This window comes from Pseudomonas sp. TH06 (genome assembly GCF_016651305.1).
GTDB lineage: Bacteria > Pseudomonadota > Gammaproteobacteria > Pseudomonadales > Pseudomonadaceae > Aquipseudomonas.
On sequence record NZ_JAEKEC010000001.1, the window covers coordinates 3,060,684 to 3,082,950 of the forward strand.

21 protein-coding genes are annotated in these 22,267 nt (G+C 58.8%); 15 read left to right on the forward strand and 6 right to left on the reverse strand.

Annotated elements, in window-relative coordinates:
* Window positions 1-5: 5 nt before the first annotated feature.
* The 7 genes from JFT86_RS13745 to JFT86_RS13775 all read left to right on the forward strand — a co-directional run bounded on the left by JFT86_RS13745 (window position 6) and on the right by JFT86_RS13775 (window position 8,504).
* A complete protein-coding gene (locus JFT86_RS13745; protein WP_201237083.1) occupies window positions 6-1,265 on the forward strand; it encodes an AGE family epimerase/isomerase in 1,260 nt (419 codons plus the stop codon).
* A gap of 119 nt (window positions 1,266-1,384) precedes the next feature.
* Complete coding sequence (locus JFT86_RS13750) at window positions 1,385-2,686, forward strand: ABC transporter substrate-binding protein (RefSeq protein WP_201237084.1); 1,302 nt, start codon at window positions 1,385-1,387, stop codon at window positions 2,684-2,686.
* A gap of 225 nt (window positions 2,687-2,911) precedes the next feature.
* On the forward strand, window positions 2,912-3,820 hold the full coding sequence (locus tag JFT86_RS13755; RefSeq protein ID WP_008082808.1) for a sugar ABC transporter permease: 909 nt from the start codon (window positions 2,912-2,914) through the stop codon (window positions 3,818-3,820).
* Complete coding sequence (locus JFT86_RS13760) at window positions 3,813-4,658, forward strand: carbohydrate ABC transporter permease (protein ID WP_201237085.1); 846 nt, start codon at window positions 3,813-3,815, stop codon at window positions 4,656-4,658. Before JFT86_RS13755 ends, JFT86_RS13760 begins: the two co-directional genes overlap by 8 nt.
* A gap of 2 nt (window positions 4,659-4,660) precedes the next feature.
* A complete protein-coding gene (locus JFT86_RS13765; RefSeq protein ID WP_201237086.1) occupies window positions 4,661-5,821 on the forward strand; it encodes an ABC transporter ATP-binding protein in 1,161 nt (386 codons plus the stop codon).
* Window positions 5,822-6,013: 192 nt separating this feature from the next.
* Window positions 6,014-7,363, forward strand: a complete 1,350-nt coding sequence (locus JFT86_RS13770; protein WP_201237087.1) for a carbohydrate porin — start codon at window positions 6,014-6,016, stop codon at window positions 7,361-7,363.
* Between the two features lie 286 nt (window positions 7,364-7,649).
* Window positions 7,650-8,504 carry a D-hexose-6-phosphate mutarotase gene (locus JFT86_RS13775; protein WP_201237088.1) on the forward strand — a complete coding sequence of 285 codons (855 nt, stop codon included), beginning with the start codon at window positions 7,650-7,652 and terminating at the stop codon, window positions 8,502-8,504.
* 118 nt (window positions 8,505-8,622) lie between these two features.
* Here the strand turns inward: JFT86_RS13775 and JFT86_RS13780 are convergent, their stop codons facing one another.
* Window positions 8,623-9,483 carry a MurR/RpiR family transcriptional regulator gene (locus tag JFT86_RS13780; protein WP_171057240.1) on the reverse strand — a complete coding sequence of 287 codons (861 nt, stop codon included), beginning with the start codon at window positions 9,481-9,483 and terminating at the stop codon, window positions 8,623-8,625.
* Window positions 9,484-9,709: 226 nt separating this feature from the next.
* Here JFT86_RS13780 and zwf point away from each other — a divergent pair, with 226 nt between their 5' ends.
* The 4 genes from zwf (at window position 9,710) to JFT86_RS13800 (ending at window position 13,605) form a co-directional block, all read left to right on the forward strand.
* Window positions 9,710-11,176: a glucose-6-phosphate dehydrogenase gene (zwf, locus tag JFT86_RS13785; protein ID WP_201147531.1), complete on the forward strand. Its 1,467-nt coding sequence runs from the start codon at window positions 9,710-9,712 to the stop codon at window positions 11,174-11,176.
* On the forward strand, window positions 11,163-11,876 hold the full coding sequence (gene pgl / locus JFT86_RS13790; RefSeq protein ID WP_201237089.1) for a 6-phosphogluconolactonase: 714 nt from the start codon (window positions 11,163-11,165) through the stop codon (window positions 11,874-11,876). The genes zwf and pgl overlap by 14 nt, the downstream gene beginning before the upstream one ends.
* Window positions 11,877-11,893: 17 nt before the next feature.
* Window positions 11,894-12,559: a bifunctional 4-hydroxy-2-oxoglutarate aldolase/2-dehydro-3-deoxy-phosphogluconate aldolase gene (locus tag JFT86_RS13795; RefSeq protein WP_016773539.1), complete on the forward strand. Its 666-nt coding sequence runs from the start codon at window positions 11,894-11,896 to the stop codon at window positions 12,557-12,559.
* A gap of 320 nt (window positions 12,560-12,879) precedes the next feature.
* Window positions 12,880-13,605 carry an intradiol ring-cleavage dioxygenase gene (locus tag JFT86_RS13800; RefSeq protein ID WP_201237090.1) on the forward strand — a complete coding sequence of 242 codons (726 nt, stop codon included), beginning with the start codon at window positions 12,880-12,882 and terminating at the stop codon, window positions 13,603-13,605.
* Between the two features lie 5 nt (window positions 13,606-13,610).
* On the opposite strand, the gene JFT86_RS13805 is transcribed toward JFT86_RS13800, so the two are convergent.
* Both JFT86_RS13805 and JFT86_RS13810 read right to left on the reverse strand, forming a co-directional pair.
* The gene (locus tag JFT86_RS13805) at window positions 13,611-14,792 is read right to left on the reverse strand and encodes an aminotransferase class V-fold PLP-dependent enzyme (protein ID WP_201237091.1); all 1,182 of its coding nucleotides are present in this window, start codon (window positions 14,790-14,792) and stop codon (window positions 13,611-13,613) included.
* A gap of 31 nt (window positions 14,793-14,823) precedes the next feature.
* The gene (locus tag JFT86_RS13810; RefSeq protein ID WP_003227425.1) at window positions 14,824-15,060 is read right to left on the reverse strand and encodes a DUF3820 family protein; all 237 of its coding nucleotides are present in this window, start codon (window positions 15,058-15,060) and stop codon (window positions 14,824-14,826) included.
* Window positions 15,061-15,266: 206 nt separating this feature from the next.
* On the opposite strand from JFT86_RS13810, the gene JFT86_RS13815 reads away from it, so the two are divergent.
* Window positions 15,267-15,734 (forward strand): PA2169 family four-helix-bundle protein, encoded by a 468-nt coding sequence (locus tag JFT86_RS13815; RefSeq protein WP_129395188.1) that lies wholly within the window; start codon window positions 15,267-15,269, stop codon window positions 15,732-15,734.
* Window positions 15,735-15,854: 120 nt separating this feature from the next.
* Here JFT86_RS13815 and JFT86_RS13820 read toward each other — a convergent pair whose 3' ends face one another.
* The gene (locus tag JFT86_RS13820) at window positions 15,855-16,325 is read right to left on the reverse strand and encodes a MaoC family dehydratase (protein WP_003227420.1); all 471 of its coding nucleotides are present in this window, start codon (window positions 16,323-16,325) and stop codon (window positions 15,855-15,857) included.
* A 42-nt stretch (window positions 16,326-16,367) separates the two neighbouring features.
* Window positions 16,368-17,312, reverse strand: coding sequence for an alpha/beta hydrolase (locus tag JFT86_RS13825; RefSeq protein ID WP_201237092.1), 945 nt, complete (start codon window positions 17,310-17,312; stop codon window positions 16,368-16,370).
* Between the two features lie 224 nt (window positions 17,313-17,536).
* Here JFT86_RS13825 and fadD2 point away from each other — a divergent pair, with 224 nt between their 5' ends.
* Both fadD2 and fadD1 read left to right on the forward strand, forming a co-directional pair.
* Complete coding sequence (fadD2, locus tag JFT86_RS13830) at window positions 17,537-19,225, forward strand: long-chain-fatty-acid--CoA ligase FadD2 (protein ID WP_201237093.1); 1,689 nt, start codon at window positions 17,537-17,539, stop codon at window positions 19,223-19,225.
* A 348-nt stretch (window positions 19,226-19,573) separates the two neighbouring features.
* Window positions 19,574-21,271: a long-chain-fatty-acid--CoA ligase FadD1 gene (gene fadD1 / locus JFT86_RS13835; protein WP_201237094.1), complete on the forward strand. Its 1,698-nt coding sequence runs from the start codon at window positions 19,574-19,576 to the stop codon at window positions 21,269-21,271.
* Between the two features lie 157 nt (window positions 21,272-21,428).
* On the opposite strand, the gene JFT86_RS13840 is transcribed toward fadD1, so the two are convergent.
* On the reverse strand, window positions 21,429-21,806 hold the full coding sequence (locus tag JFT86_RS13840) for a hypothetical protein (RefSeq protein WP_003227412.1): 378 nt from the start codon (window positions 21,804-21,806) through the stop codon (window positions 21,429-21,431).
* A 198-nt stretch (window positions 21,807-22,004) separates the two neighbouring features.
* On the opposite strand from JFT86_RS13840, the gene JFT86_RS13845 reads away from it, so the two are divergent.
* Complete coding sequence (locus JFT86_RS13845) at window positions 22,005-22,196, forward strand: CsbD family protein (protein ID WP_201237095.1); 192 nt, start codon at window positions 22,005-22,007, stop codon at window positions 22,194-22,196.
* The last annotated feature ends 71 nt before the right edge of the window (window positions 22,197-22,267 follow it).

Here is a 22,267-nt window from a genome sequence, read left to right on the forward strand (position 1 = left end):
CATCCATGGATCTCTTCCAACCCGGCTTCAGCAGTTGGCTGAACGCCCCTGCCCACCAGCAATGGCTCGCCGCCGAAGGCCTGCGCCTGCTGGATTTCGCCAAGGCGTCAAAACTGCCCGAAGGCTTCGGCAACCTCGACGAACGCGGCCGTCTGCCCGCGAACGCGCGAGCCGAAACCATGAACACCGCACGCATGACCCACAGCTTCGCCATGGCCCATATTCAAGGCCTGCCGGGTTTCGCCGAACTGGTCGATCACGGCATTGCCGCCCTGCGCGGGCCGTTGCGTGATGCGTTGCATGGCGGTTGGTTCGCGGTCGCCGAACACCGCGACGACAACACCGGCAAGAACGCCTATCTACATGCCTTCGTCGCGCTGGCGGCAAGTTCTGCGGTGGTCGCCCAGCGTCCCGGTGCCCAAGCGTTGCTGGATGACGCGATCGACATCATCGACACGTATTTCTGGAGCGAAGAAGAGGGCGCCATGCGCGAATTCTTCAACCGTGACTGGAGCGAAGAGGAAGCCTATCGTGGCGCCAACAGCAACATGCACGCCACCGAAGCGTTCCTCGCCCTCGCCGATGTCACTGAAGACCCTCGCTGGCTGGTGCGCGCGCAACGCATCGTCGAGCGAGTGATTCATGGTCACGCCGCCGCCAATGGTTACATGGTCATCGAACACTTCGACCGCGACTGGCAGCCGCTGCGCGAATACAACCACGATAACCCTGCTGACGGCTTCCGTCCTTACGGCACCACGCCGGGCCATGGTTTCGAGTGGGCGCGGCTGTTGCTGCACCTCGAAGCTGCACGGGTGCAGGCAGGCATGCTTACACCGGGCTGGCTCGCCACCGATGCGCAAAAACTCTTTGAGCAAAACTGCCGTCATGGCTGGGACGTCGATGGTTTGCCGGGCATCGTCTACACCCTCGACTGGGACAACAAAGCCGTGGTTCGCCATCGACTGCACTGGACCCATGCCGAAGCCAGCGCTGCTGCCAGCGCCTTGCTCAAGCGCACTGGCGATGCTCAATACGAAACCTGGTACCGGCTGTTCTGGGAGTTCTGCGAGGTGAATTTCATCGACCGTTGCGACGGCAGCTGGCACCACGAACTCAATCCGCAAAACATTCCGAGTGACGATATCTGGCCGGGCAAGCCCGATCTTTATCACGCCTGGCAAGCGGTGCTGATCCCTCGTCTACCCTTGTCACCGAGCATGGCCAGTGCCTTGGCGCAGTTGTCTCAAGGCGCTCCTGTGTAACCATACGGTGACATTCCCGCGTCCCTTCGTTACCTGCGAGGGGAATTGCCCTGTTTAAACTCCTGTGCAGCGCAAGCACCAGACTTGCAATGCATAACAACAAGAAAGGTACATCTCAGATGAATGCGATTTCTCGCCTCGCTACTGTCATTTCTGTCGCCTCCCTGTTCCCGCTCGCAATTCTGCCTCTCAGTGTGTCCGCTGCCGAATCCAAAGGATCGGTGGAAGTCGTGCACTGGTGGACGTCCGGTGGCGAAAAAGCTGCCGTTGATGTGCTCAAGGCCCAAGTCGAAAAAGACGGTTTCACCTGGAAGGACGGCGCCGTTGCCGGCGGTGGCGGTGCGACTGCCATGACCGTACTGAAAAGCCGCGCCGTGGCCGGTAACCCACCTGGCGTTGCCCAGATCAAAGGTCCGGACATTCAGGAATGGGCGTCGACCGGTCTGCTCGACACCGACGTTCTGAAAGACGTTGCCAAAGAAGAGAAGTGGGACAGCCTGCTCGACAAGAAAGTCTCCGATACCGTGAAGTACGACGGTGACTACGTGGCCGTGCCGGTGAACATTCACCGTGTGAACTGGCTGTGGATCAACCCGGAAGTCTTCAAGAAAGCCGGCATCACCAAGAACCCGACCACCCTCGAAGAATTCTACGCCGCTGGCGACAAGCTCAAGGCTGCGGGCTTCATTCCGCTGGCCCACGGCGGTCAGCCTTGGCAGGACAGCACAGTGTTCGAAGCCGTGGTGCTCTCGGTCATGGGTGTTGATGGTTACAAGAAAGCCCTGGTCGATCTGGACAACGGCGCGCTGACCGGTCCGGACATGGTCAAGGCCCTGACCGAGCTGAAGAAAGTCGCGACCTACATGGATGCCGACGGCAAAGGCCAGGACTGGAACCTGGAAGCCGCCAAAGTCATCAACGGCAAGGCCGGCATGCAGATCATGGGTGACTGGGCCAAGTCCGAATGGACCGCCGCCAAGAAAGTCGCCGGCAAGGACTACGAGTGCGTAGCGTTCCCGGGCACCGACAAGGCGTTCACCTACAACATCGACTCGCTGGCTGTGTTCAAGCAGAAAGACGCTGGTACTGCGGCCGGTCAGAAGGACATCGCCAAAGTCGTGCTGGGTGAAAACTTCCAGAAAGTCTTCAGCATCAACAAAGGCTCGATCCCGGTTCGCAACGACATGTTGAACAACATGGAGAAACTCGGTTTCGACTCCTGCGCACAAACCGCTGCCAAGGACTTCCTGGCGGACGCCAAGTCCGGTGGTCTGCAGCCGAGCATGGCGCACAACATGGCGACCACGCTGGCTGTGCAGGGCGCGTTCTTTGATGTCGTGACCAACTACATCAACGACCCGAAAGCCGACCCGGCCGACACCGCCAAGAAACTCGGTGCAGCGATCAAGTCAGCCAAGTAATGCTTGGCCCCTGTAGGAGCGAGCCTTTGTGGTGAGGGGATTTATCCCCGATGGGTTGCGAAGCGACCCCGAAAAGTTGCAGCGGCGCAGTATCAGACATGCCGCATGCAATGGTTTTGCGACTGCTTCGCAGCCGATCGGGGATAAATCCCCTCGCCACAGGGCTCACTCCTACAAGGGGACGAGTTGCCCAAGTAGTCCTTTTCTCTCGTAGTGGATTTCCCCATGAGTTCTGTTGCTGTGTTCAGCAAGGCCTCGCCGTTCGATGCATTGCAGCGCTGGCTACCCAAACTGGTGCTGGCGCCGAGCATGTTCATCGTGCTGGTGGGCTTCTATGGCTACATCCTGTGGACGTTCGTGCTGTCGTTCACCACCTCGACGTTTCTGCCCAACTACAAGTGGGCCGGTCTGGCGCAATACGCACGCTTGTTCGACAACGACCGCTGGTGGGTTGCGAGCAAAAACCTCGCGGTGTTCGGTGGCATGTTCATCGGCATCACGCTGGTGATTGGTGTGCTGCTGGCGGTGTTCCTCGACCAGCGCATCCGTCGTGAAGGCTTTATCCGCACCATTTACCTGTACCCGATGGCGCTCTCGATGATCGTTACCGGTACCGCGTGGAAATGGCTGCTCAACCCGGGCATGGGCCTGGATAAATTGTTGCGGGACTGGGGCTGGGAAGGCTTCCGTCTCGACTGGCTGATCGACCCTGATCGCGTGGTCTACTGCCTGGTGATCGCCGCTGTCTGGCAAGCCTCGGGCTTCATCATGGCGATGTTCCTCGCCGGTCTGCGTGGCGTCGATCAATCGATCATTCGTGCCGCGCAGATCGATGGCGCAAGCATGCCGATGATCTACTGGAAAGTGGTGCTGCCAAGCCTGCGCCCGGTGTTCTTCAGTGCGGTAATGATTCTGGCGCACATCGCGATCAAGAGCTTCGACCTGGTCGCGGCGATGACCGCCGGCGGTCCGGGTTATTCCTCCGACCTGCCAGCGATGTTCATGTATTCCTTCACCTTCAGTCGCGGCCAGATGGGCATGGGCTCGGCCAGTGCGATTCTGATGCTCGGTGCGATCCTCGCGATCATCGTGCCTTACCTGTATTCCGAGCTGAGGACCAAGCGCAATGACTAGTCTCGCTGCCAAACCTGCTATCAGCCTGAGTCGCATCGCGATCTATGCGGTGCTGATCCTCGCCGTATTGCTTTATCTGGTGCCGCTGGTGGTCATGTTGCTGACCAGCTTCAAGACCCCGGAAGACATCAGCACCGGTAACCTGCTGAGCTGGCCGACCGTGGTCAGCGGCATTGGTTGGGTCAAGGCCTGGGCCACGGTTGATGGCTACTTCTGGAACTCGATCAAGATCACTGTTCCGGCCGTGATCATCTCCACTGCCATCGGTGCGTTGAACGGCTATGTGCTGTCGTTCTGGCGTTTCCGTGGTTCGCAGTTGTTCTTCGGTCTGCTGTTGTTCGGCTGCTTCCTGCCGTTCCAGACCGTGCTGCTGCCGGCCTCGTTCACCCTCGGCAAAATGGGCCTGGCAAGCACTACCACTGGCCTGGTGTTTGTCCACGTGGTTTACGGTCTGGCGTTCACCACGCTGTTCTTCCGTAACTACTATGTGAGCATTCCCGATGCGCTGGTGAAAGCCGCACGCCTCGATGGCGCGGGGTTCTTCACGATCTTCCGCCGGATCATCCTGCCGATGTCGACGCCGATCATCATGGTCTGCCTGATCTGGCAGTTCACCCAGATCTGGAACGACTTCCTCTTCGGTGTGGTGTTCTCCAGCGGCGATTCGCAACCGATCACCGTGGCGCTGAACAACCTGGTCAACACCAGCACCGGCGCCAAGGAATACAACGTGGACATGGCAGCGGCGATGATCGCCGGTCTGCCGACCCTGCTGGTCTATGTGGTCGCAGGCAAGTATTTCGTGCGCGGGCTGACGGCCGGCGCAGTCAAGGGGTAATCATGGCTACGCTCGAACTTCGCAACGTCAACAAGACCTACGGTGCCGGCCTGCCGGACACCCTGAAGAACATTGAACTGTCGATCAAGGAAGGCGAATTCCTGATCCTCGTCGGCCCGTCGGGCTGCGGCAAGTCGACCTTGATGAACTGCATCGCCGGTCTGGAAACCATCACCGGCGGCGCGATCATGATCGGCGACCAGGACGTCAGCGGCATGAGTCCGAAGGATCGCGACATCGCCATGGTGTTCCAGTCCTACGCGCTATACCCGACCATGAGCGTGCGCGAGAACATCGAGTTCGGTCTGAAGATCCGCAAGATGCCGCAGTCGGCGATCGATGAAGAAGTCGCCCGCGTGGCCAAGCTGCTGCAGATCGAACACCTGCTCAACCGCAAGCCGGGTCAGCTCTCCGGTGGTCAGCAACAGCGTGTGGCCATGGGCCGGGCCCTGGCGCGTCGGCCGAAGATTTATCTGTTCGACGAACCACTGTCCAACCTCGACGCCAAGTTGCGCGTCGAGATGCGTACCGAAATGAAACTGATGCACCAGCGCCTGAAGACCACCACGGTCTACGTGACCCACGACCAGATCGAAGCGATGACGCTGGGCGACAAGGTTGCGGTGATGAAGGACGGCATCATTCAGCAGTTCGGCACGCCGAAAGAGATCTACAACGATCCGGCCAACCTGTTCGTCGCGAGCTTCATCGGCTCGCCGCCAATGAACTTCATTCCGCTGCGTCTGCAACGCAAGGACGGTCGTCTGCTGGCACTGCTCGACAGTGGCCAGGCGCGTTGCGAGTTGCCGATGGGCATGCAGGACGCCGGTCTGGAAGATCGCGAAGTGATCCTCGGCCTGCGCCCGGAGCAGATTGTTCTGGCGAACGGCGAGGGCAACGGCCTGCCGAGCATCAAGGCTGAAGTGCAAGTCACCGAGCCAACCGGTCCGGACACGCTGGTGTTCGTCAATCTGAATGACACCAAGGTCTGCTGCCGTCTGGCACCGGACGTGGCGCCGCAGGTGGGCGAGAGCCTGACACTGCAATTCGATCCATCGAAAGTGTTGTTGTTCGATGCCAAGACTGGCGAGCGTTTGGGCGTTGCGGCCCAACCACAGACCGATGCGCGGTCTGCGAACGTGGCGCAATTCAAAGGCCGCTGAAGATCAACATGTGTGAGCAAACTTTTGTGGTGAGGGGATTTATCCCCGATGGGTCGCGAAGCGGCCCCAGAAGCCGGGTCTGCTGCGCAGAACATCGGGGATAAATCCCCTCGCCACAGGGTTCGATGCTGCAATTCATGTAAACCGCGTTAGATAAAAACAGTTAATAACAATAAAGACGAGGATGTAGGGATGAAAAAGAAACACGTCAATGCCCGGTTGATCTGCCAAGTGTCAGCTGCGGCGGCATTGGTGCTGGCCGGTAACGCGATGGCCGCGGATGCCTTCAGCTCCGATTCCAAATGGATGACCGGCGATTGGGGTGGTGAGCGGACCAAGCTGATCGAGCAGGGTATCGACATCAAGGCCGACTACGTTGGGGAAGTCGGTGGCAACCTGCACGGTGGCTACAACGACGACAAGACCGCGCGTTACGCCGACCAGTTCGGTCTGGGCGTGGCACTCGATCTGCAAAAGCTGTGGGGCTGGGACAACACTCAGGCGAAGATCCAGCTGACCAACCGTAACGGTTACAACATCTCCAACGATCGCGTTGGCGATCCGCGTGCCGGCACCCTGAGTTCTTCGCAAGAAGTGTATGGCCGTGGCCACATGGTGCGTCTGACCCAGTTGTGGATTCAGCACCAGTTCTTCGACAACAAGCTCGACGTCAAGGCCGGTTACTTCGGTGAAGGCGAAGACTTCAACACCTTCCCGTGCGACTTCCAGAACCTGGCGTTCTGCGGTTCGCAAGTGGGTAACTGGGCGACCAACATCTGGTACAACTGGCCGGTCAGCCAGGCCGCAATCCGCGTGAAGTACAACATCAACGACGAGCTCTACGCGCAGATCGGTGCGTACAACCAGAACCCGTCGCAGCTGGAACACGGCAACGGCTTCAAGCTCAGCGGCAGCGGCACCGCCGGTACTGTTCTGCCAGTCGAATTGGTCTGGTCGCCGAAGGTCAACAGCCTGCCGGGCGAATACCGTGTCGGTTACTACAAGAGCACCGCTGATGCTGCCGACGTCCGTGAAGACGTCAACGGTCTCGACGCAGCGACCACTCGCGACGCCTACAAAACCCACAGCAGCAAACACGGCTACTGGTTCGTGGCGCAACAGCAACTCACCAGCCACAACGGTGATGCTTCGCGCGGTCTGAACATCGCGGCGAACGCCACGTTCCACGACAAGGACACCAACTTCATCGACAACTACCAGTCGGTGATGTTCGTCTACAAAGGCCCGTTCGATGCGCGTCCGAAGGATGACATCGGCATTGGCGCGGCGCGTATCCATGTCAACGATGACGTGAAGAAAAACGCCGAGCTGCTGAATGCTTCCAACGGTGTTTCGGATTACGACAATCCGGTGTTCTCGCCGATTCGTGAAACCGAATACAACTACGAGCTCAACTACGGCATCCACGTCACCAACTGGCTGACCGTGCGCCCTAACCTGCAATACATCACGCATCCGGGCGGTGTGGATGCGGTGGACAACGCTTTGGTCGCTGGCCTGAAAATTCAGTCTACGTTCTAACGCGTCTGCGATAAGCTCCTCTCTATGTGCGCATATTTGCGGACAGCCCAGGCTGTCCGCTTTTTTTTGCAACACAGGTCGATGCAATCAAAGGTAATGCCTCTGTGGCGAGGGAGCTTGCTCCCGCTCGGCTGCGCAGCAGTCGTAAGAGCTGCTGATGAGGTTTAACTGACACACCGTAGTGAATGATTCAGGGGCCGCTTCGCAGCCCAGCGGGAGCAAGCTCCCTCGCCACAAGAACAATGTGGATTGTTGAGTACCCCCATGATTTTCAGGACCGTGGCAAATGCATGAGCATCCGCTACAACGCTTCTTCAGATCCCTGCGCGAACAACCGGTGTTCGCCTGGGAGCGCTATCAGATGCGCGACGTGCTGGTGATCGATCACCCGCTGTGTCAGGCGGTGTTCAGTCGTCAGGGCGCGCAGTTGCTGCACTTCCAGCCGCGTGGGCAAAAGCCGTGGTTGTGGTGTGCGGCGAAGTGGCCGCATGTTGGTGCCATTCGTGGCGGCGTGCCGGTGTGCTGGCCGTGGTATGGCCGCCATCCGAGCGAAAACGCCTGGCCGTCCCATGGCTGGGCACGTCTGCTCGACTGGAAGTTGCTCGACAGCTGCAGCGCCGAAGATGGCGTGCGCCTGCACTGGCAATTGCAGTTGTGTGATTGGCAGGTCGACCTGCACGCGCACTTGGGTGAACGCATGGAATTACGCCTGAGCACCGAGCATCAGGACGACATGCCGTGCCAGATGAGCCAGGCTTTGCACGCTTACTGGCGTATTGGCGATGTGAGTGAGATAGCGCTGTCTGGGCTCGAAGGTGCGCAGGGTTACGACCAGTTGAACCGTGAAGTTTGCCAGCAGGAAGGCGAGTTGCGGGTCGATGGTGGCTGTCAGCGGGTGTTCCAGCACGACGGTGAATTGCAGCTCAAGGATCATGCCTGGCAGCGCGAGTTGTGCATCGATACCGGGGACAGTGCCGACACCGTGGTCTGGCATCCGGGCTCACGGCCATTGTTGGGCGTGAGCTGGGATGAGATCTCGGAGTTTGTTTGTGTGGAAGCGGCGGCGGGGGGCACCGATAGCCTGCACCTGGCGCCGGGGGAGAAGGCGCACCTGAGCTTGCAGGCGTGGGCGGGGGCTTAGTTGTGTGGTGTCGCTGCTGGCCCTATCGCGAGCAGGCTCACTCCTACATTTGAAATGCGTTCCCCTGTAGGAGTGAGCCTGCTCGCGATGGCGGTTGATCAGTCGCCGAGATCCTGGATCAGTTGAACTCGTCCCCCACCGGATACCGACTGGCATTCAAGCTCTCTTTGATCTTGCGCAGATGCGGCTGGAAATCCACCCCGCGACGCAACGTCATCCCCGTCGCCAGCACATCCAGCACCGTCAACTGAATGATCCGCGAAGTCATCGGCATATAGATGTCGGTGTCTTCCGGCAGCGGGATGTTCAAGCTCAAGGTACTCGCCTTGGCCAGCGGCGAATTCTCCGCCGTCAGACCCAGCACCGAAGCACCGTTCTCGCGAGCAATACGCGCCACTTCCACCAGCTCGCGGGTGCGCCCGGTGTAGGAAATGATCACGAACAACTCACCGGTGTGCGCCACCGAAGCGATCATCCGCTGCATCAGCACATCGGCATGCGCCGTCACCGCCAGGTTGAAACGGAAGAATTTATGTTGTGCATCCAGCGCCACTGGCGCTGAAGCGCCGAGGCCGAAGAAGTGGATCTGCCGCGCCTGAATCAACAGGTCGACGGCGCGGCTGATCAGGTTCGGATCGAGTGCCTGGCAAGCGCTGTCCAGCGACGCAATGGCGCTGCCGAAAATCTTCTGCGTGTAAGCCTCGGGATTGTCATCGGCTTCCACTGCGCGGCTGACGTAGGCGGCGCCACTGGCCAGACTCTGGGCCAATTGCAGTTTCAGTTCCGGATAGCCGCTGACACCGAATGAACGGCAAAAGCGATTGACCGTCGGTTCGCTTACCGACGCCGCTTGGGCGAGGGCGGCGATGCTGAAGCGGGTGGCCTGCTGCGGGTTGAGCAGGATCACCTCGGCGACTTTGCGTTCGGCCTTGTTCAGGTCTTCAAGGCGACTCTGGATCTGTTCCAGTAAATTTCGCACGCGGTCCATATGGAATTCCTAATTCACCTGCGCAAAGGTGCGCCGGGCTATGCAAATTGGGCCTTTGATATGGCCCGTAACGGTGGCCTATCCTACTGATGGCTCCGACCGACCACCACTCGGAATCTGTATTTTGCGAAAATGTTGTGGTTATTACTACATTTTCCCTTGAGTGATGCCTTGAAAAAAGGTATTTGTAGCTTAACTTGATAAAAGAACAAACATCATGCCTTCGATTACGGTTGAACCGTGCACCTTTGCCTTGTTCGGCGCTCTTGGCGATCTGGCCCTGCGCAAGCTGTTTCCTGCCCTTTATCACCTCGATGGCGCTGACTTGTTGCACGAGGACACGCGCATCATCGCGTTGGCCCGTGAAGCAGGCAGCGAGCAGCAGCACATGGCGTTCATCGCCGCCGAATTGCGCCGCTACGTCGGCAAAGAGCTGGACGAAGCCGTCGCCGAGCGTTTTCTCGCTCGCCTGACCTACCTGCACGTCGACTTCCTCAAGGCAGAAGACTATGTCGCGCTGGCCGAACTGGCTGGCAGCACGCAACGCATGATTGCCTACTTCGCCACGCCGGCAGCGGTGTACGGCGCGATTTGCGAGAACCTGGCGAAAGTCGGTCTGGCGGAAAATACCCGCGTGGTCCTCGAAAAGCCGATCGGTTCCGATCTGGAGTCCTCGCGCAAGGTCAACGACGCCGTGGCGCAGTTCTTCCCGGAGAACCGTACCTACCGCATCGACCATTATCTGGGCAAAGAAACCGTTCAGAACCTGATCGCCCTGCGTTTCGCCAACAGCCTGTTCGAAACCCAGTGGAACCAGAATTACATCTCCCACGTGGAAATCACCGTGGCCGAGAAGGTTGGCATCGAAGGCCGCTGGGGTTACTTCGACAAGGCTGGCCAACTGCGTGACATGATCCAGAATCACCTGTTGCAGTTGCTTTGCCTGATCGCCATGGACCCGCCGGCCGACTTGTCCGCCGACAGCATCCGTGACGAGAAAGTAAAAGTGCTCAAGGCGCTGGCACCGATCAGCCCGGAAGGCCTGACCACGCAGGTTGTGCGCGGTCAGTACATCGCCGGTTACAGCGAAGGCAAATCCGTACCGGGTTACCTAGAAGAACCGAATTCCAACACCCAGAGCGACACCGAAACCTTCGTCGCCCTGCGTGCCGACATCCGCAACTGGCGCTGGGCCGGCGTACCGTTTTACCTACGCACCGGCAAGCGCATGCCGCAGAAACTGTCGCAGATCGTCATCCACTTCAAAGAACCGTCGCACTACATCTTCGCCCCGGAGCAGCGCCTGCAGATCAGCAACAAACTGATCATCCGCCTGCAACCGGACGAAGGTATTTCGCTGCGCGTGATGACCAAAGAACAGGGCCTGGACAAAGGCATGCAACTGCGCAGCGGCCCGCTGCAACTGAATTTCTCTGACACCTGGCGTAGCGCGCGGATCCCCGATGCCTACGAGCGGTTGTTGCTGGAAGTGATGAACGGCAATCAGAACCTGTTTGTCCGTAAAGATGAAATCGAAGCCGCGTGGAAATGGTGTGACCAGCTGATCGCCGGGTGGAAAAAATCCGGTGACGCGCCCAAGCCGTATGCGGCCGGGTCGTGGGGGCCGATGAGCTCCATTGCATTGATCACGCGGGACGGGAGGTCGTGGTATGGCGATATCTGAAGTGAAACTGCCCGCGGGCGTGAACGCTCACGAATTCAAGAGCCCGGTGCTGTTGGCCGAAGGTCTGGCGTTGAATGTGGCCAAGCAACTGAGTGATGCCATCGCAGCACGCGGCAACGCCGTGCTGGTGGTGTCTGGCGGTCGCAGCCCGGTCGCGTTTTTCCAGCACCTGGCCAAGCAGGAGCTGGACTGGTCGAAGGTCGTTGTGACCCTCGCCGACGAGCGCTGGGTGCCGGTCGAGCACGCCGACAGCAATGCTGGTCTGCTCAAGCAGTATCTGCTTAAAGGCCCGGCAGCCAAGGCGCAGTTCCTCAGCCTCTACAGCGCTGCGGCGAATGTCGAGCAGGCAGCGGAGAACGCCGATCGTCTGCTCGCCGAGTTGCCGCCGATTGACGTGCTGGTGCTGGGCATGGGCGACGACGGTCATACCGCGTCGCTGTTCCCCGACAGCCCGAACCTGACTGAAGCGCTGCAAGCCGACGGCACGCGCCGTTGCTGGCCGATGCTCGCACCGAGCGTGCCGCGTCAGCGCCTGACCATGAGTCGTGCGCTGCTGGCGTCGGCGAAGCACAAGATTCTGTCAATTTCCGGTCAGTCGAAACTGACCACCCTGAATGCCGCGCTGGCATCCGATGATGTCGCCGCCATGCCGGTACGCGCGTTTCTGCAACCCACGTTAGAGATTTACTGGTGCCCATGAGCCAAGGAACAGCCGCTATGACAACCCCATCCCCGACCGTTTCCATGGCGGACAAAGTTGCCCTGATCGACAGCCTCTGCGCCAAGGCGCGGATTCTGCCGGTGATCACCATCGCCCGTGAACAGGACGTGCTGCCATTGGCCGACGCCCTGGCCGCCGGTGGCCTGACCGCGCTGGAAGTGACCCTGCGTTCGCAGTTCGGCCTCAAGGCCATCCAGATTCTGCGCGAGCAGCGTCCTGAGCTGATGACCGGTGCCGGCACCGTGCTCGACCGCAATATGCTTGCGGCGGCCGAAGCGGCGGGCTCGCAATTCATCGTCACCCCGGGCATCACCCGTGACCTGCTCGAAGCCAGCGTCGACAGCCCGATTCCGCTGTTGCCAGGCATCAGCAACGCCTCCGGCATCATGGAAGGCTATGGTCTGGGCTATCGTCGTTTCAAGCTGTTCCCGGCTGAAGTCAGCGGTGGCGTGGCAGCGATCAAAGCCCTTGGCGGCCCGTTCGGTGAAGTGAAATTCTGCCCGACTGGCGGCGTCGGCCCGGCCAACATCAAGAGCTACATGGCGCTGAAAAATGTCATGTGCGTGGGCGGTAGCTGGATGCTTGATCCTGAGTGGATCAAGAACGGCGACTGGGCCCGCATTCAGGAATGCACCGCCGAAGCATTGGCGCTGCTGGACTGATAGCAACCTTACACTTCGTTGTGTGTTCTACGGCTTTACGGTGCGCTTGGTCGGTGCACCGTTTTTTTTGTCCGCCGAAAAGCAAACCAAAAACAGCGTCAAAAGATCGCAGCCTTCGGCAGCTCCTAAAGGGGAATGGCAGGTTTTTCTGTAGGAGCTGTCGAGTGAAACGAGGCTGCGATCTTTTGATCTTTTTTTAAAACGATCGCTGCCTTCGCTAGCCCCTGCAAAAGCGTCGTTACTCTGCGATACATAGTTACCGCACGCGATTTCCCCCTCGACGCTAATCTGCGTTCTTCTTATGGAAGAGAGCACATGTCATGGATCGAGATCCTGCAGCATCACCGCCGCAATCGGTGTATCAACTGGCCCCCGAGCAAATCGCCGGGCCGTATTTTCGCAATCCCAAACTGTTGCGTCGCAACATCAGCGAAGGCGCCGAAGGCTTGCCGCTGATCCTGCGTCTGACCATTGTCGATGCGATGACCGGCGAACCGGTCAACGGCGCCCTGGTGGATGTCTGGCACTGCAACGCACGAGGCGCCTACTCGGGCTGGAGTCGGGTCAACCCGGACGCGGAAGTCGATGTCGAGGCCATTGGCTCGATCCCGCGCACGGACGATGACACTTACTTGCGGGGCAGCCAGTTTTGCGATCACAAGGGGCGAGCGCGGTTTACCACGATCTATCCCGGCTTCTACGCCGGCCGCGCGCTGCACATCCATGTCGCGGTGCGCATCGTTGCCGGCAACGAATACCTGGAAGAACGCAACGTCGCCTGGGTCGGCCAATTGTTCTTCCCCGAGGTGGTCTCACGTTCGGTACTCAACGCGAAAGCGTATCGCGGGCGCGCTTCATCGCCGCTGCAAAACATCGAGGACAGCCTCTATGCCGGCCAGAACGGTGAAGCGCCAATCCTGACGGTCTGGCCGATCGGCCGAGACTCGCACGAGGATGGTTACTTCGGCCACCTGACCATCGGCATCGACACTTTTGCGGCGTCGTCGCAGATCAAGCCCGAGGACTTCGACAAATACACCGTATAACCGGCTTAGCGCAGCTCGTTCAGCGCACGGGTCAACAATTGCATATCGGCCGCGGTGGTAGTCAGTCCCGGAGTGATACGGATACACGGCCCACACGCGGCACCGGTGCGCACCACGGTGAACAGGTTATGGTCTTTCAGCAGCCGCCCGGCCATTAGCTGTTGATCGTCGTGGCGAGTGAAACGCATCGCGGTGATGCCGCAGTAAAGACGCGGGTCATCCGGAGTCAGCACCTCGATGCCCGGCAAATGCCGCACGGCGCTGACCCACAGATTGCGCAGGTAATTGAGCCGCGCACCTTTGGCCGCCGCCCCGCCCAGTGAGCGGTGTTCCTCGAACACCAGCGGCAGGCTCATCAGCGCCGGGATGTTGGGAGTGCTGTAGGACGTGCGAGCGCGGATGTCATTGCTCGGGTAGTGCATCTCGCCCATGTCCGGATCGATGTCGGCGAGGCGTTGCGGGGCGATATACAGAAAGCCCAGGGTCAGCGGTGCGCCGATCCATTTGTGCAGGTTATAGCCGGCGAACGCGATGCCCATGGCTTCGAGGTCGAACTCGAACTGACCGAGGGCGTGCGCGCCGTCGAGGATGATATCGACGCCATGCTCCTTGGCCATCGCCGCAATCGCCTGCACCGGCATCACCAGACCGGTGCGGTGGGTGACATGGGTCAGCGCCATCAGTTTGAGTTGCGGATGACGGATGAACGTCTCGCGATACGTCTCCAGCAGGCTGTCGAAACTGGCCGGATGCGCATGAGCGATCTCAATCACTTCCACACCGCGATGCCGTGCCAGCCAGCGCATGGCGCCTTTGACCGTGTCGTATTCGAGGTCGCTGATCAGCACCTGATCGCCCGGTTGCAGGCGGTTGTAGTTACGGATCAACGATTGCAGGCCTTCCGTGGCATTGCGGGTGAAGGCAACACTCTGCGCACGCACACCAATCAACTCGGCCAGTTGCGCGCGGATGTCGAGGTTGTCGTGCTGCTCGAAGCGTTGGCGCACATACACCGAGTTGCTGTTGTTGATCAGCTCGATGTTGCGGTGGTACTCCTCGATCACCGTGCGCGACATGCGCCCGAAGTAACCGTTTTCCAGGTTGACGGGGCCGGGGTGAGCGTCATAACGATCAGCGAAGGTTTGCCAGAAGGCTTCGTCTCGGGCGCGGCGGGTGTTATCGGGCATGATCGGCATGACTCAAATAGAGGAGGGCGCTTCAGTGGCGCGGGGCAGGTTTGCCGTGTTTGGCGCGCAGCGGTTCGAGCAAGTCCGAGAGGCCGTTGTGGTCGATCTCCTGCATCAATGCCAACAAGCCGCCGAGTTCGCCGTGGGGAAAACCCTCACGGGCGAACCAGTTCAGATACGGACCCGGCAGGTCGGCAATGATCCGGCCCTTGTATTTGCCGAAGGGCATTTCGCGGGTGATCAGCAGTTCGAGTTTTTCGGGATTCATGCAGATTCGTCTGGCTGGTAAAAATCAAACTGGAAAATACAGGCATTCTGCATGCAGGCCAAATGACAGATCATGCAAATAACCGCGATACAGATAGTTCACTTAACTTTAAGTGATTGATAAATAACGATTTAAATCTTTCTGCAAAGCTGGCACGCACACTGCAATATCCCTTGCATCTTCCACCGATCGCAAGGAATTGAAAAATGACCGACATGAATAAAGAAGCCATCTCTGTACTCAATGACCTGATTGAAACCAGTAAGGACGGTCAGGAAGGGTTCAAGACTTGCGCTGAAGACATCAAGCACCCTGAACTGAAAACCCTGTTCGTGACTCGCTCTGCCGACTGCGCGACCGCTGCTGCTGAACTGCAAGCAGCCGTGCGCTCGATGGGCGGCGATCCGGAAACTTCTACCAGCGTCAGCGGTGATCTGCACCGTCGTTGGGTCGACGTCAAAGCCATGTTCACCGGCAAAGACGAAGAAGCGGTGCTCAACGAAGCCGAGCGTGGTGAAGACCATGCGCTGAAGGCTTATCGTGAAGCCATCGAGAAAATCAACAAGCACAACCTGGTCGGTATTCGTGACCTGGTTGAGCGCCAATACCACGGCGTACAACGCAACCACGATCAGGTGAAAGCCCTGCGTAACCAGGCTCGCGCACGCTCGTAAGCGTCACTGAAAAAACTGTGGGAGCGAGCCTGCTCGCGAATGCGGTGTGTCATGCAACGAGGTTGTTGCTGACACGACCCCTTCGCGAGCAGGCTCGCTCCCACTTTTTTGCGTAACTGCTTAACCGATGCTGATCGCCGGCAAAGTAGGCAACGTCACGGTCTGTTGTTTACGTGGAGCCAGAATCTCGGCCTCGCCATCCACCACCAATTCATCCCGCTGGTTGAACACACGAGTGGCGATGCGTACGCGAAACTTCGGCAGCTTCTCGAGAATTTCCAGGCGCACGGTCAGGGTGTCGCCAATCTTCACCGGCTTCTGAAAGCTCATCTGCTGGCCGATATAGATCGTGCCCGGCCCAGGCAGCTCGCACGCCACCGCAGCACTGATCAGCGCACCGCTGAACATGCCGTGAGCGATACGTTCCTTGAACATGCTGGCGGCGGCGAACTCGGCGTCCAGGTGCACCGGATTGTGGTCGCCGGACATCGCGGCAAACAGCTGGATATCGCGCTCTTCGACAGTTTTGCTGTAGCTGGCGGTCTGGCCGACTTCGAGGGCTTCGTAAGGGATGTTGGTAACCTGGGTCATCGGTCTCGATTCCTGTGACGGATTAAATGAATCCACAAAAAATTATTCGCTGCGGTGAGGGCGCGGATGGCTCAGGGCCTGGTCGATCCAGGCCAGCACATCGGCGATCACTTCGTCGCGGTTGGTTTCGTTGAACAATTCGTGCCGCGCCTGCGGGTAGATCTGCAGTTGCAGGTTTTGGCTGCCGGCCGTGCGCAAGGCATTGGCCAGATCAGTCAGACGCTTGCCCTCACTCACCGGATCACATTCGCCGCCGATCACCAGCAGCGGCAGGCCCGGGTCGATCTGGGCGAGATTGGACGCTTTGCTGATTTGCTGCAAGCCGCCGAGCAAGTCGATCCACAGCTGATTGGTGCAGCGGAAGCCGCACAACGGGTCGCTGGCGTACTTGTCGACTTCGGCCGGATCGCGGCTGAGCCAGTCGAATGGCGTGCGCACCGGTTTGAATTTCTTGTTGAACGAGCCGAACGACAACCACTCGATCAACGCGCTGCGGCCCTTGCCGCCTTGGCGCAGCTTTTCCAGGCGAGCGATCTGCCGCGCGGCGCGATAGAGCGCCACCGGTTGAAAGTTCGAACCACTGAGAATTGCCCCGTGCAGGCTGGCGCTGTGGTGCAGCAAGTAGGCTTGGGCAAGGTAGCTGCCCATGCTGTGCCCGAGCAGGATGATCGGCACTCCGGGATGCTGCTGGCCAATATATTGATTGAGGCTGGCCAGGTCACCCAGCACCTTGCACCAGCCGTCATCATCGGCGAAATGCCCGAGCGTGCCGTGATCGGCAGTTTTGCCATGTCCACGTAAATCCGGCGCGTAGACGCCATATCCTTTGTCGCAAAACGTGTCGGCGAGCCGTGCGTAACGACCGCTGTGTTCTGCCATGCCATGGGCCAGCAGAACCACTGCTTTCAATGGCGCGGCCGGCAGCCACTGATTGACGAAGAGGCGGCTGCGGTCACTCGCGTCCAGCCATAGGGTGTCGTGGATCATGGCGATTCCTTTGCTCAGAGTCGGATCATTGTATAGCGCGTCTGATCAGCCCACGCCACGGCAGGAAGATTCACACGATCAATGACGGCTTTGCCCGTATTTGCCTGCTTGGCCATAACTGCTAGTGTCCGTGAAGCTCCGCTTTTTGCTTTCTGTTTTCAATGGACGAAAGAGAAATGACAGAAAGCGGCCCCGGATCGGCTCAGGTAAAGAGGACAAGAACAATGCAACCTGATTTCTGGAATGACAAACGCCCAGCCGGCGTACCGCTGGACATCGACATGGGTGAGTTCAAGTCGGTGATCGAGGTGTTTGAGCGTTCCTGCAAGAAGTTCGCGGACCGCCCGGCTTTCAGCAACATGGGCGTGACCCTGACGTACGCCGAACTTGAACGCCAGAGCGCCGCTTTCGCCGGTTACCTGCAAGCACATACCGATCTGGTGCCGGGGGATCGGATCGCGGTGCAGATGCCCAACGTCCTGCATTACCCGATTGCCGTGTTCGGCGCGCTGCGCGCCGGGCTGATCGTGGTCAACACCAACCCGCTGTATACCGCGCGGGAGATGCGCCATCAGTTCAAGGATTCCGGTGCGCGGGCGCTGGTGTACCTGAACATGTTCGGCCAGAAAGTCCAGGAAGTGCTGGCCGACACCGACATTCAATACCTGATCGAAGCGAAGATGGGCGACTTGATGCCCACCGCCAAAGGCTGGCTGGTCAACACCGTCGTCAGCAAAGTGAAAAAAATGGTGCCGGCGTATTCGCTGCCCCAGGCGATTTCCTTTAAAAGCGCGCTGCGTCTTGGACGGGGCCTGGGCATCAAGCCGCTGAAGGCCGGTCTCGACGATATCGCCGTGCTGCAATACACCGGCGGCACCACGGGCCTGGCTAAAGGCGCGATGCTGACGCACGGCAATCTGGTGGCGAACATGCAGCAAGTGCGCGCCTGTCTCGCGCAACTGGGGCCGGATGGCCAGCCGCTGCTGCGTGAAGGCCAGGAGGTGATGATCGCGCCGCTGCCGCTTTATCACATCTATGCGTTCACCGCGAATTGCATGTGCATGATGGTGTCCGGCAATCACAACGTGTTGATCACCAATCCTCGGGACATCGCCGGGTTTATCAAGGAACTTAAGAACTGGCGCTTTTCGGCGCTGTTGGGATTGAACACGCTGTTTGTCGCACTGATGGATCACGCCGACTTCAAGACCCTGGATTTCTCCAGCCTGAAACTCACCAACTCCGGCGGCACCGCGTTGGTAAAGGCCACCGCCGAGCGCTGGGAACAGCTCACTGGTTGCCGCATCACCGAAGGCTATGGCCTGACCGAAACGTCGCCAGTGGCCTGCACCAACCCGTACGGCGACCAATCGCGTCTGGGCACCGTCGGTTTACCCGTGCCGGGCACGCTGTTGAAAGTGATCAACGATGACGGCGTCGAACAACCGCTGGGCGAGCGTGGCGAGTTGTGCATCAAGGGCCCGCAGATCATGAAAGGCTATTGGCAAAAGCCTGAAGCCACGGCCGAAGTGCTGGATGCCGATGGCTGGTTCAAGTCCGGCGATATCGCGGTGATCGATCCGGACGGTTTTGTGCGTATCGTCGATCGCAAGAAGGACATGATCATCGTCTCCGGTTTCAACGTGTACCCCAACGAAATCGAGGACGTGGTGATGGCCCACCCGAAAGTCGCCAACTGCGCGGTGATCGGTGTGCCGGACGAACGTTCGGGGGAGGCTGTGAAGCTGTTTGTGGTGGCGCGGGAGAGCGGGGTCAGCCTTGAAGAGTTGAAGGCGTACTGCAAAGAGAATTTCACCGCGTACAAAGTGCCCAAGCACATTGTGTTGCGTGAGTCGTTGCCGATGACGCCTGTAGGAAAGATTCTGCGACGGGAGTTGCGCGACATCGCCTAAAGGTCAAAAGCACAAAGATCGCAGCCTTCGGCAGCTCCTACATTGGAATGCGTTCCCTGTAGGAGCTGCCGAAGGCTGCGATCTTTTACTTTGAGGCCCCCGAAAACCGGGACTTTCAAGGCGATATAGGATTTTTGCTCTAAAATGACTGCCAGAAAGTCTTGAGTCATTAAAGTGACCATTCAGGCCTCTTTTGGCTCTAGTCGACCCTCGGCAAAGCTGCTACTCTCGGCGCGCTTTGTGACTTCTCGGCCTATCCAAAAGCCAGATTCACCAATACAAAACACACACCAATAATAATCGCATCAAATGCGGTGAAGAATTCGCGTTGCTGAGGAGTGGGCTTCCATGATCGAAGACTTTTGGAAGGATAAATACCCGGCTGGAATTGCTGCCGACATCAATCCAGACGAGTATCCGAACATTCAGGCAGTGTTGAAGCAGTCCTGCCAACGCTTCGCCAACAAACCGGCTTTCAGCAACCTGGGCAAGACAATCACCTACGGTGAATTGTATGAATTGTCTGGTGCGTTTGCCGCGTATCTGCAACAGCATACCGATTTGCAGCCCGGTGATCGAATCGCCGTGCAGTTGCCCAATGTTCTGCAGTACCCGGTGGCCGTCTTCGGTGCCATCCGCGCCGGGCTGATCGTGGTTAACACCAACCCGCTGTATACCGCGCGGGAAATGGAACACCAATTCAACGACTCCGGTGCCAAGGCGCTGGTGTGCCTGGCGAACATGGCGCACCTGGCCGAAACCGTGGTGCCGAAAACCGGCGTCAAACACGTCATCGTCACCGAAGTCGCCGACCTGTTGCCGCCGATCAAGCGTCTGCTGATCAACAGCGTCATCAAGTACGTGAAGAAAATGGTCCCGGCCTATCACCTGCCCAAAGCCGTCAAGTTCAACGACGTGCTGAGCAAGGGGCAGGGCCAGCCTGTGGCGGAAGCCAGCCCGGACAGCGGTGATGTTGCCGTGCTGCAATACACCGGCGGCACCACTGGCGTGGCCAAAGGCGCGATGCTGACCCACCGCAACCTTGTCGCCAACATGTTGCAGTGCAAGGCGCTGATGGGCTCCAACCTCAATGAAGGTTGCGAGATCCTGATCACGCCGCTGCCGCTGTACCACATCTATGCGTTCACCTTTCACTGCATGGCGATGATGCTGATCGGCAACCACAACATCCTGATCAGCAACCCGCGCGACCTGCCGGCGATGGTCAAGGAACTGTCGAAGTGGAAGTTCAGCGGTTTCGTCGGTCTCAACACGCTGTTCGTGGCGCTGTGCAACAACGAAGGTTTCCGCAAGCTGGATTTCTCCGCGCTGAAAGTTACCTTGTCTGGCGGCATGGCCCTGCAACTGGCTGCCGCCGAACGCTGGAAAGCCGTGACCGGTTGCCCGATCTGCGAAGGTTACGGCATGACCGAAACCAGCCCGGTCGCCACGGTCAACCCGATCCAGAACATCCAGATCGGCACTATCGGCATTCCGGTGCCATCGACTCTGTGCAAAGTCATCGACGATAACGGTGTCGAGCAACCGCTGGGCGAAATCGGTGAGCTGTGCGTCAAGGGCCCGCAAGTGATGAAGGGCTACTGGCAGCGTCAGGAAGCCACCGACGAAATGCTCGACAGCGAAGGCTGGCTGAAGACCGGTGACATCGCGCTGATCCAGCCGGACGGCTACATGCGCATTGTCGATCGCAAGAAAGACATGATTCTGGTCTCCGGTTTCAACGTCTACCCGAACGAACTGGAAGACGTGCTGGCGACTCTGCCGGGTGTGTTGCAGTGCGCGGCCATCGGTGTGCCAGACGAGAAGTCGGGTGAAGCGATCAAGATCTTTATCGTCGCCAAGCCGGGCGTGACGCTGACCAAAGAGCAAGTGATGGAACATATGCGCGCCAACGTCACCGGCTACAAGGTGCCGCGTTCGGTGGAGTTCCGCGATGCGCTGCCGACCACCAACGTCGGCAAGATCCTGCGGCGCGAATTGCGCGACGAAGAGCTGAAGAAGATCAAGGCGAAGAACGCCGCCTAAAGCAAAAAGCCCCGCAGATGCGGGGCTTTTCTTTTAAAGACAGATCAAAAGATCGCAGCCTTCGGCAGCTCCTACATGGATCGGCGTGGTAGCGCATCCCCGGTTCGGGGCAGCGCTCCTGTGTAGGAGCTGCCGAAGGCTGCGATCTTTTGATTTTTTACTGGCGAAACGGCGCGAAATTCACGTTGGTGCCCGTCGGACGCATGTCCTGCAGATACGAATCCTTGTCTGCACTCAACTCCAGGCTCAACGCCGCCTTGCGTTTGCCCTCGTTGCGAATCACCAGACCTTCAAGCTTTTCACGCAGAAACACCGTCGGCACCTTCAGGTGCAGCAGTTCGTCGGTCGCCGGCGTGTGCATCAGCAGGTGAATCCACTCGTACTGACCCACGGCCAGGCGCGATACCGGCAGGTCGAACCACCAGATGTTGCGGTTACGGTTCAATTCGGCGAAGTGGCAGTTGTTGGTGCCGAGCACAGCGCCGCCCAGTTCCTGGTTTCTACGGGCAATGGCCTGCTTTTTATCGAGTTTCATAACATTCCTGCGGGATCGGTTCTCTGGCGCTTGGCGCCCATATGGTGCGCATTCTCGGGGCTTGGCGGGCAAACATAAAGCCCAACCTGCTCAGAGCGACGAAAAGAAGTGCTGAAAATAAATGAAACTCCGCGCAAACCCGGCCGGTCAATCATTACGTACTGACTTTTCCCCCTAATTGCACCAAGGAGAAACACCATGAGTAGCACAGGCGATAAAGTAAAAGGCATGGCCAACGAAGCTGTCGGCAACGTCAAGCAAGGCGTCGGTAAAGCCACCGACAACACCAAGCTGCAAGCCGAAGGCAAGGTTCAAGAGAAAAAAGGCGAAGCCCAGCAAGCAGTCGGCAAAGCCAAAGATGCGGTCAAGAAAGCCGTGGACAAAAGCTGATTTCGGCTTTGAACGAAACACCCGAGCGGCCATCCAAGGATGGCCGTTTTTGTGTCGAAACCCTGCGATCA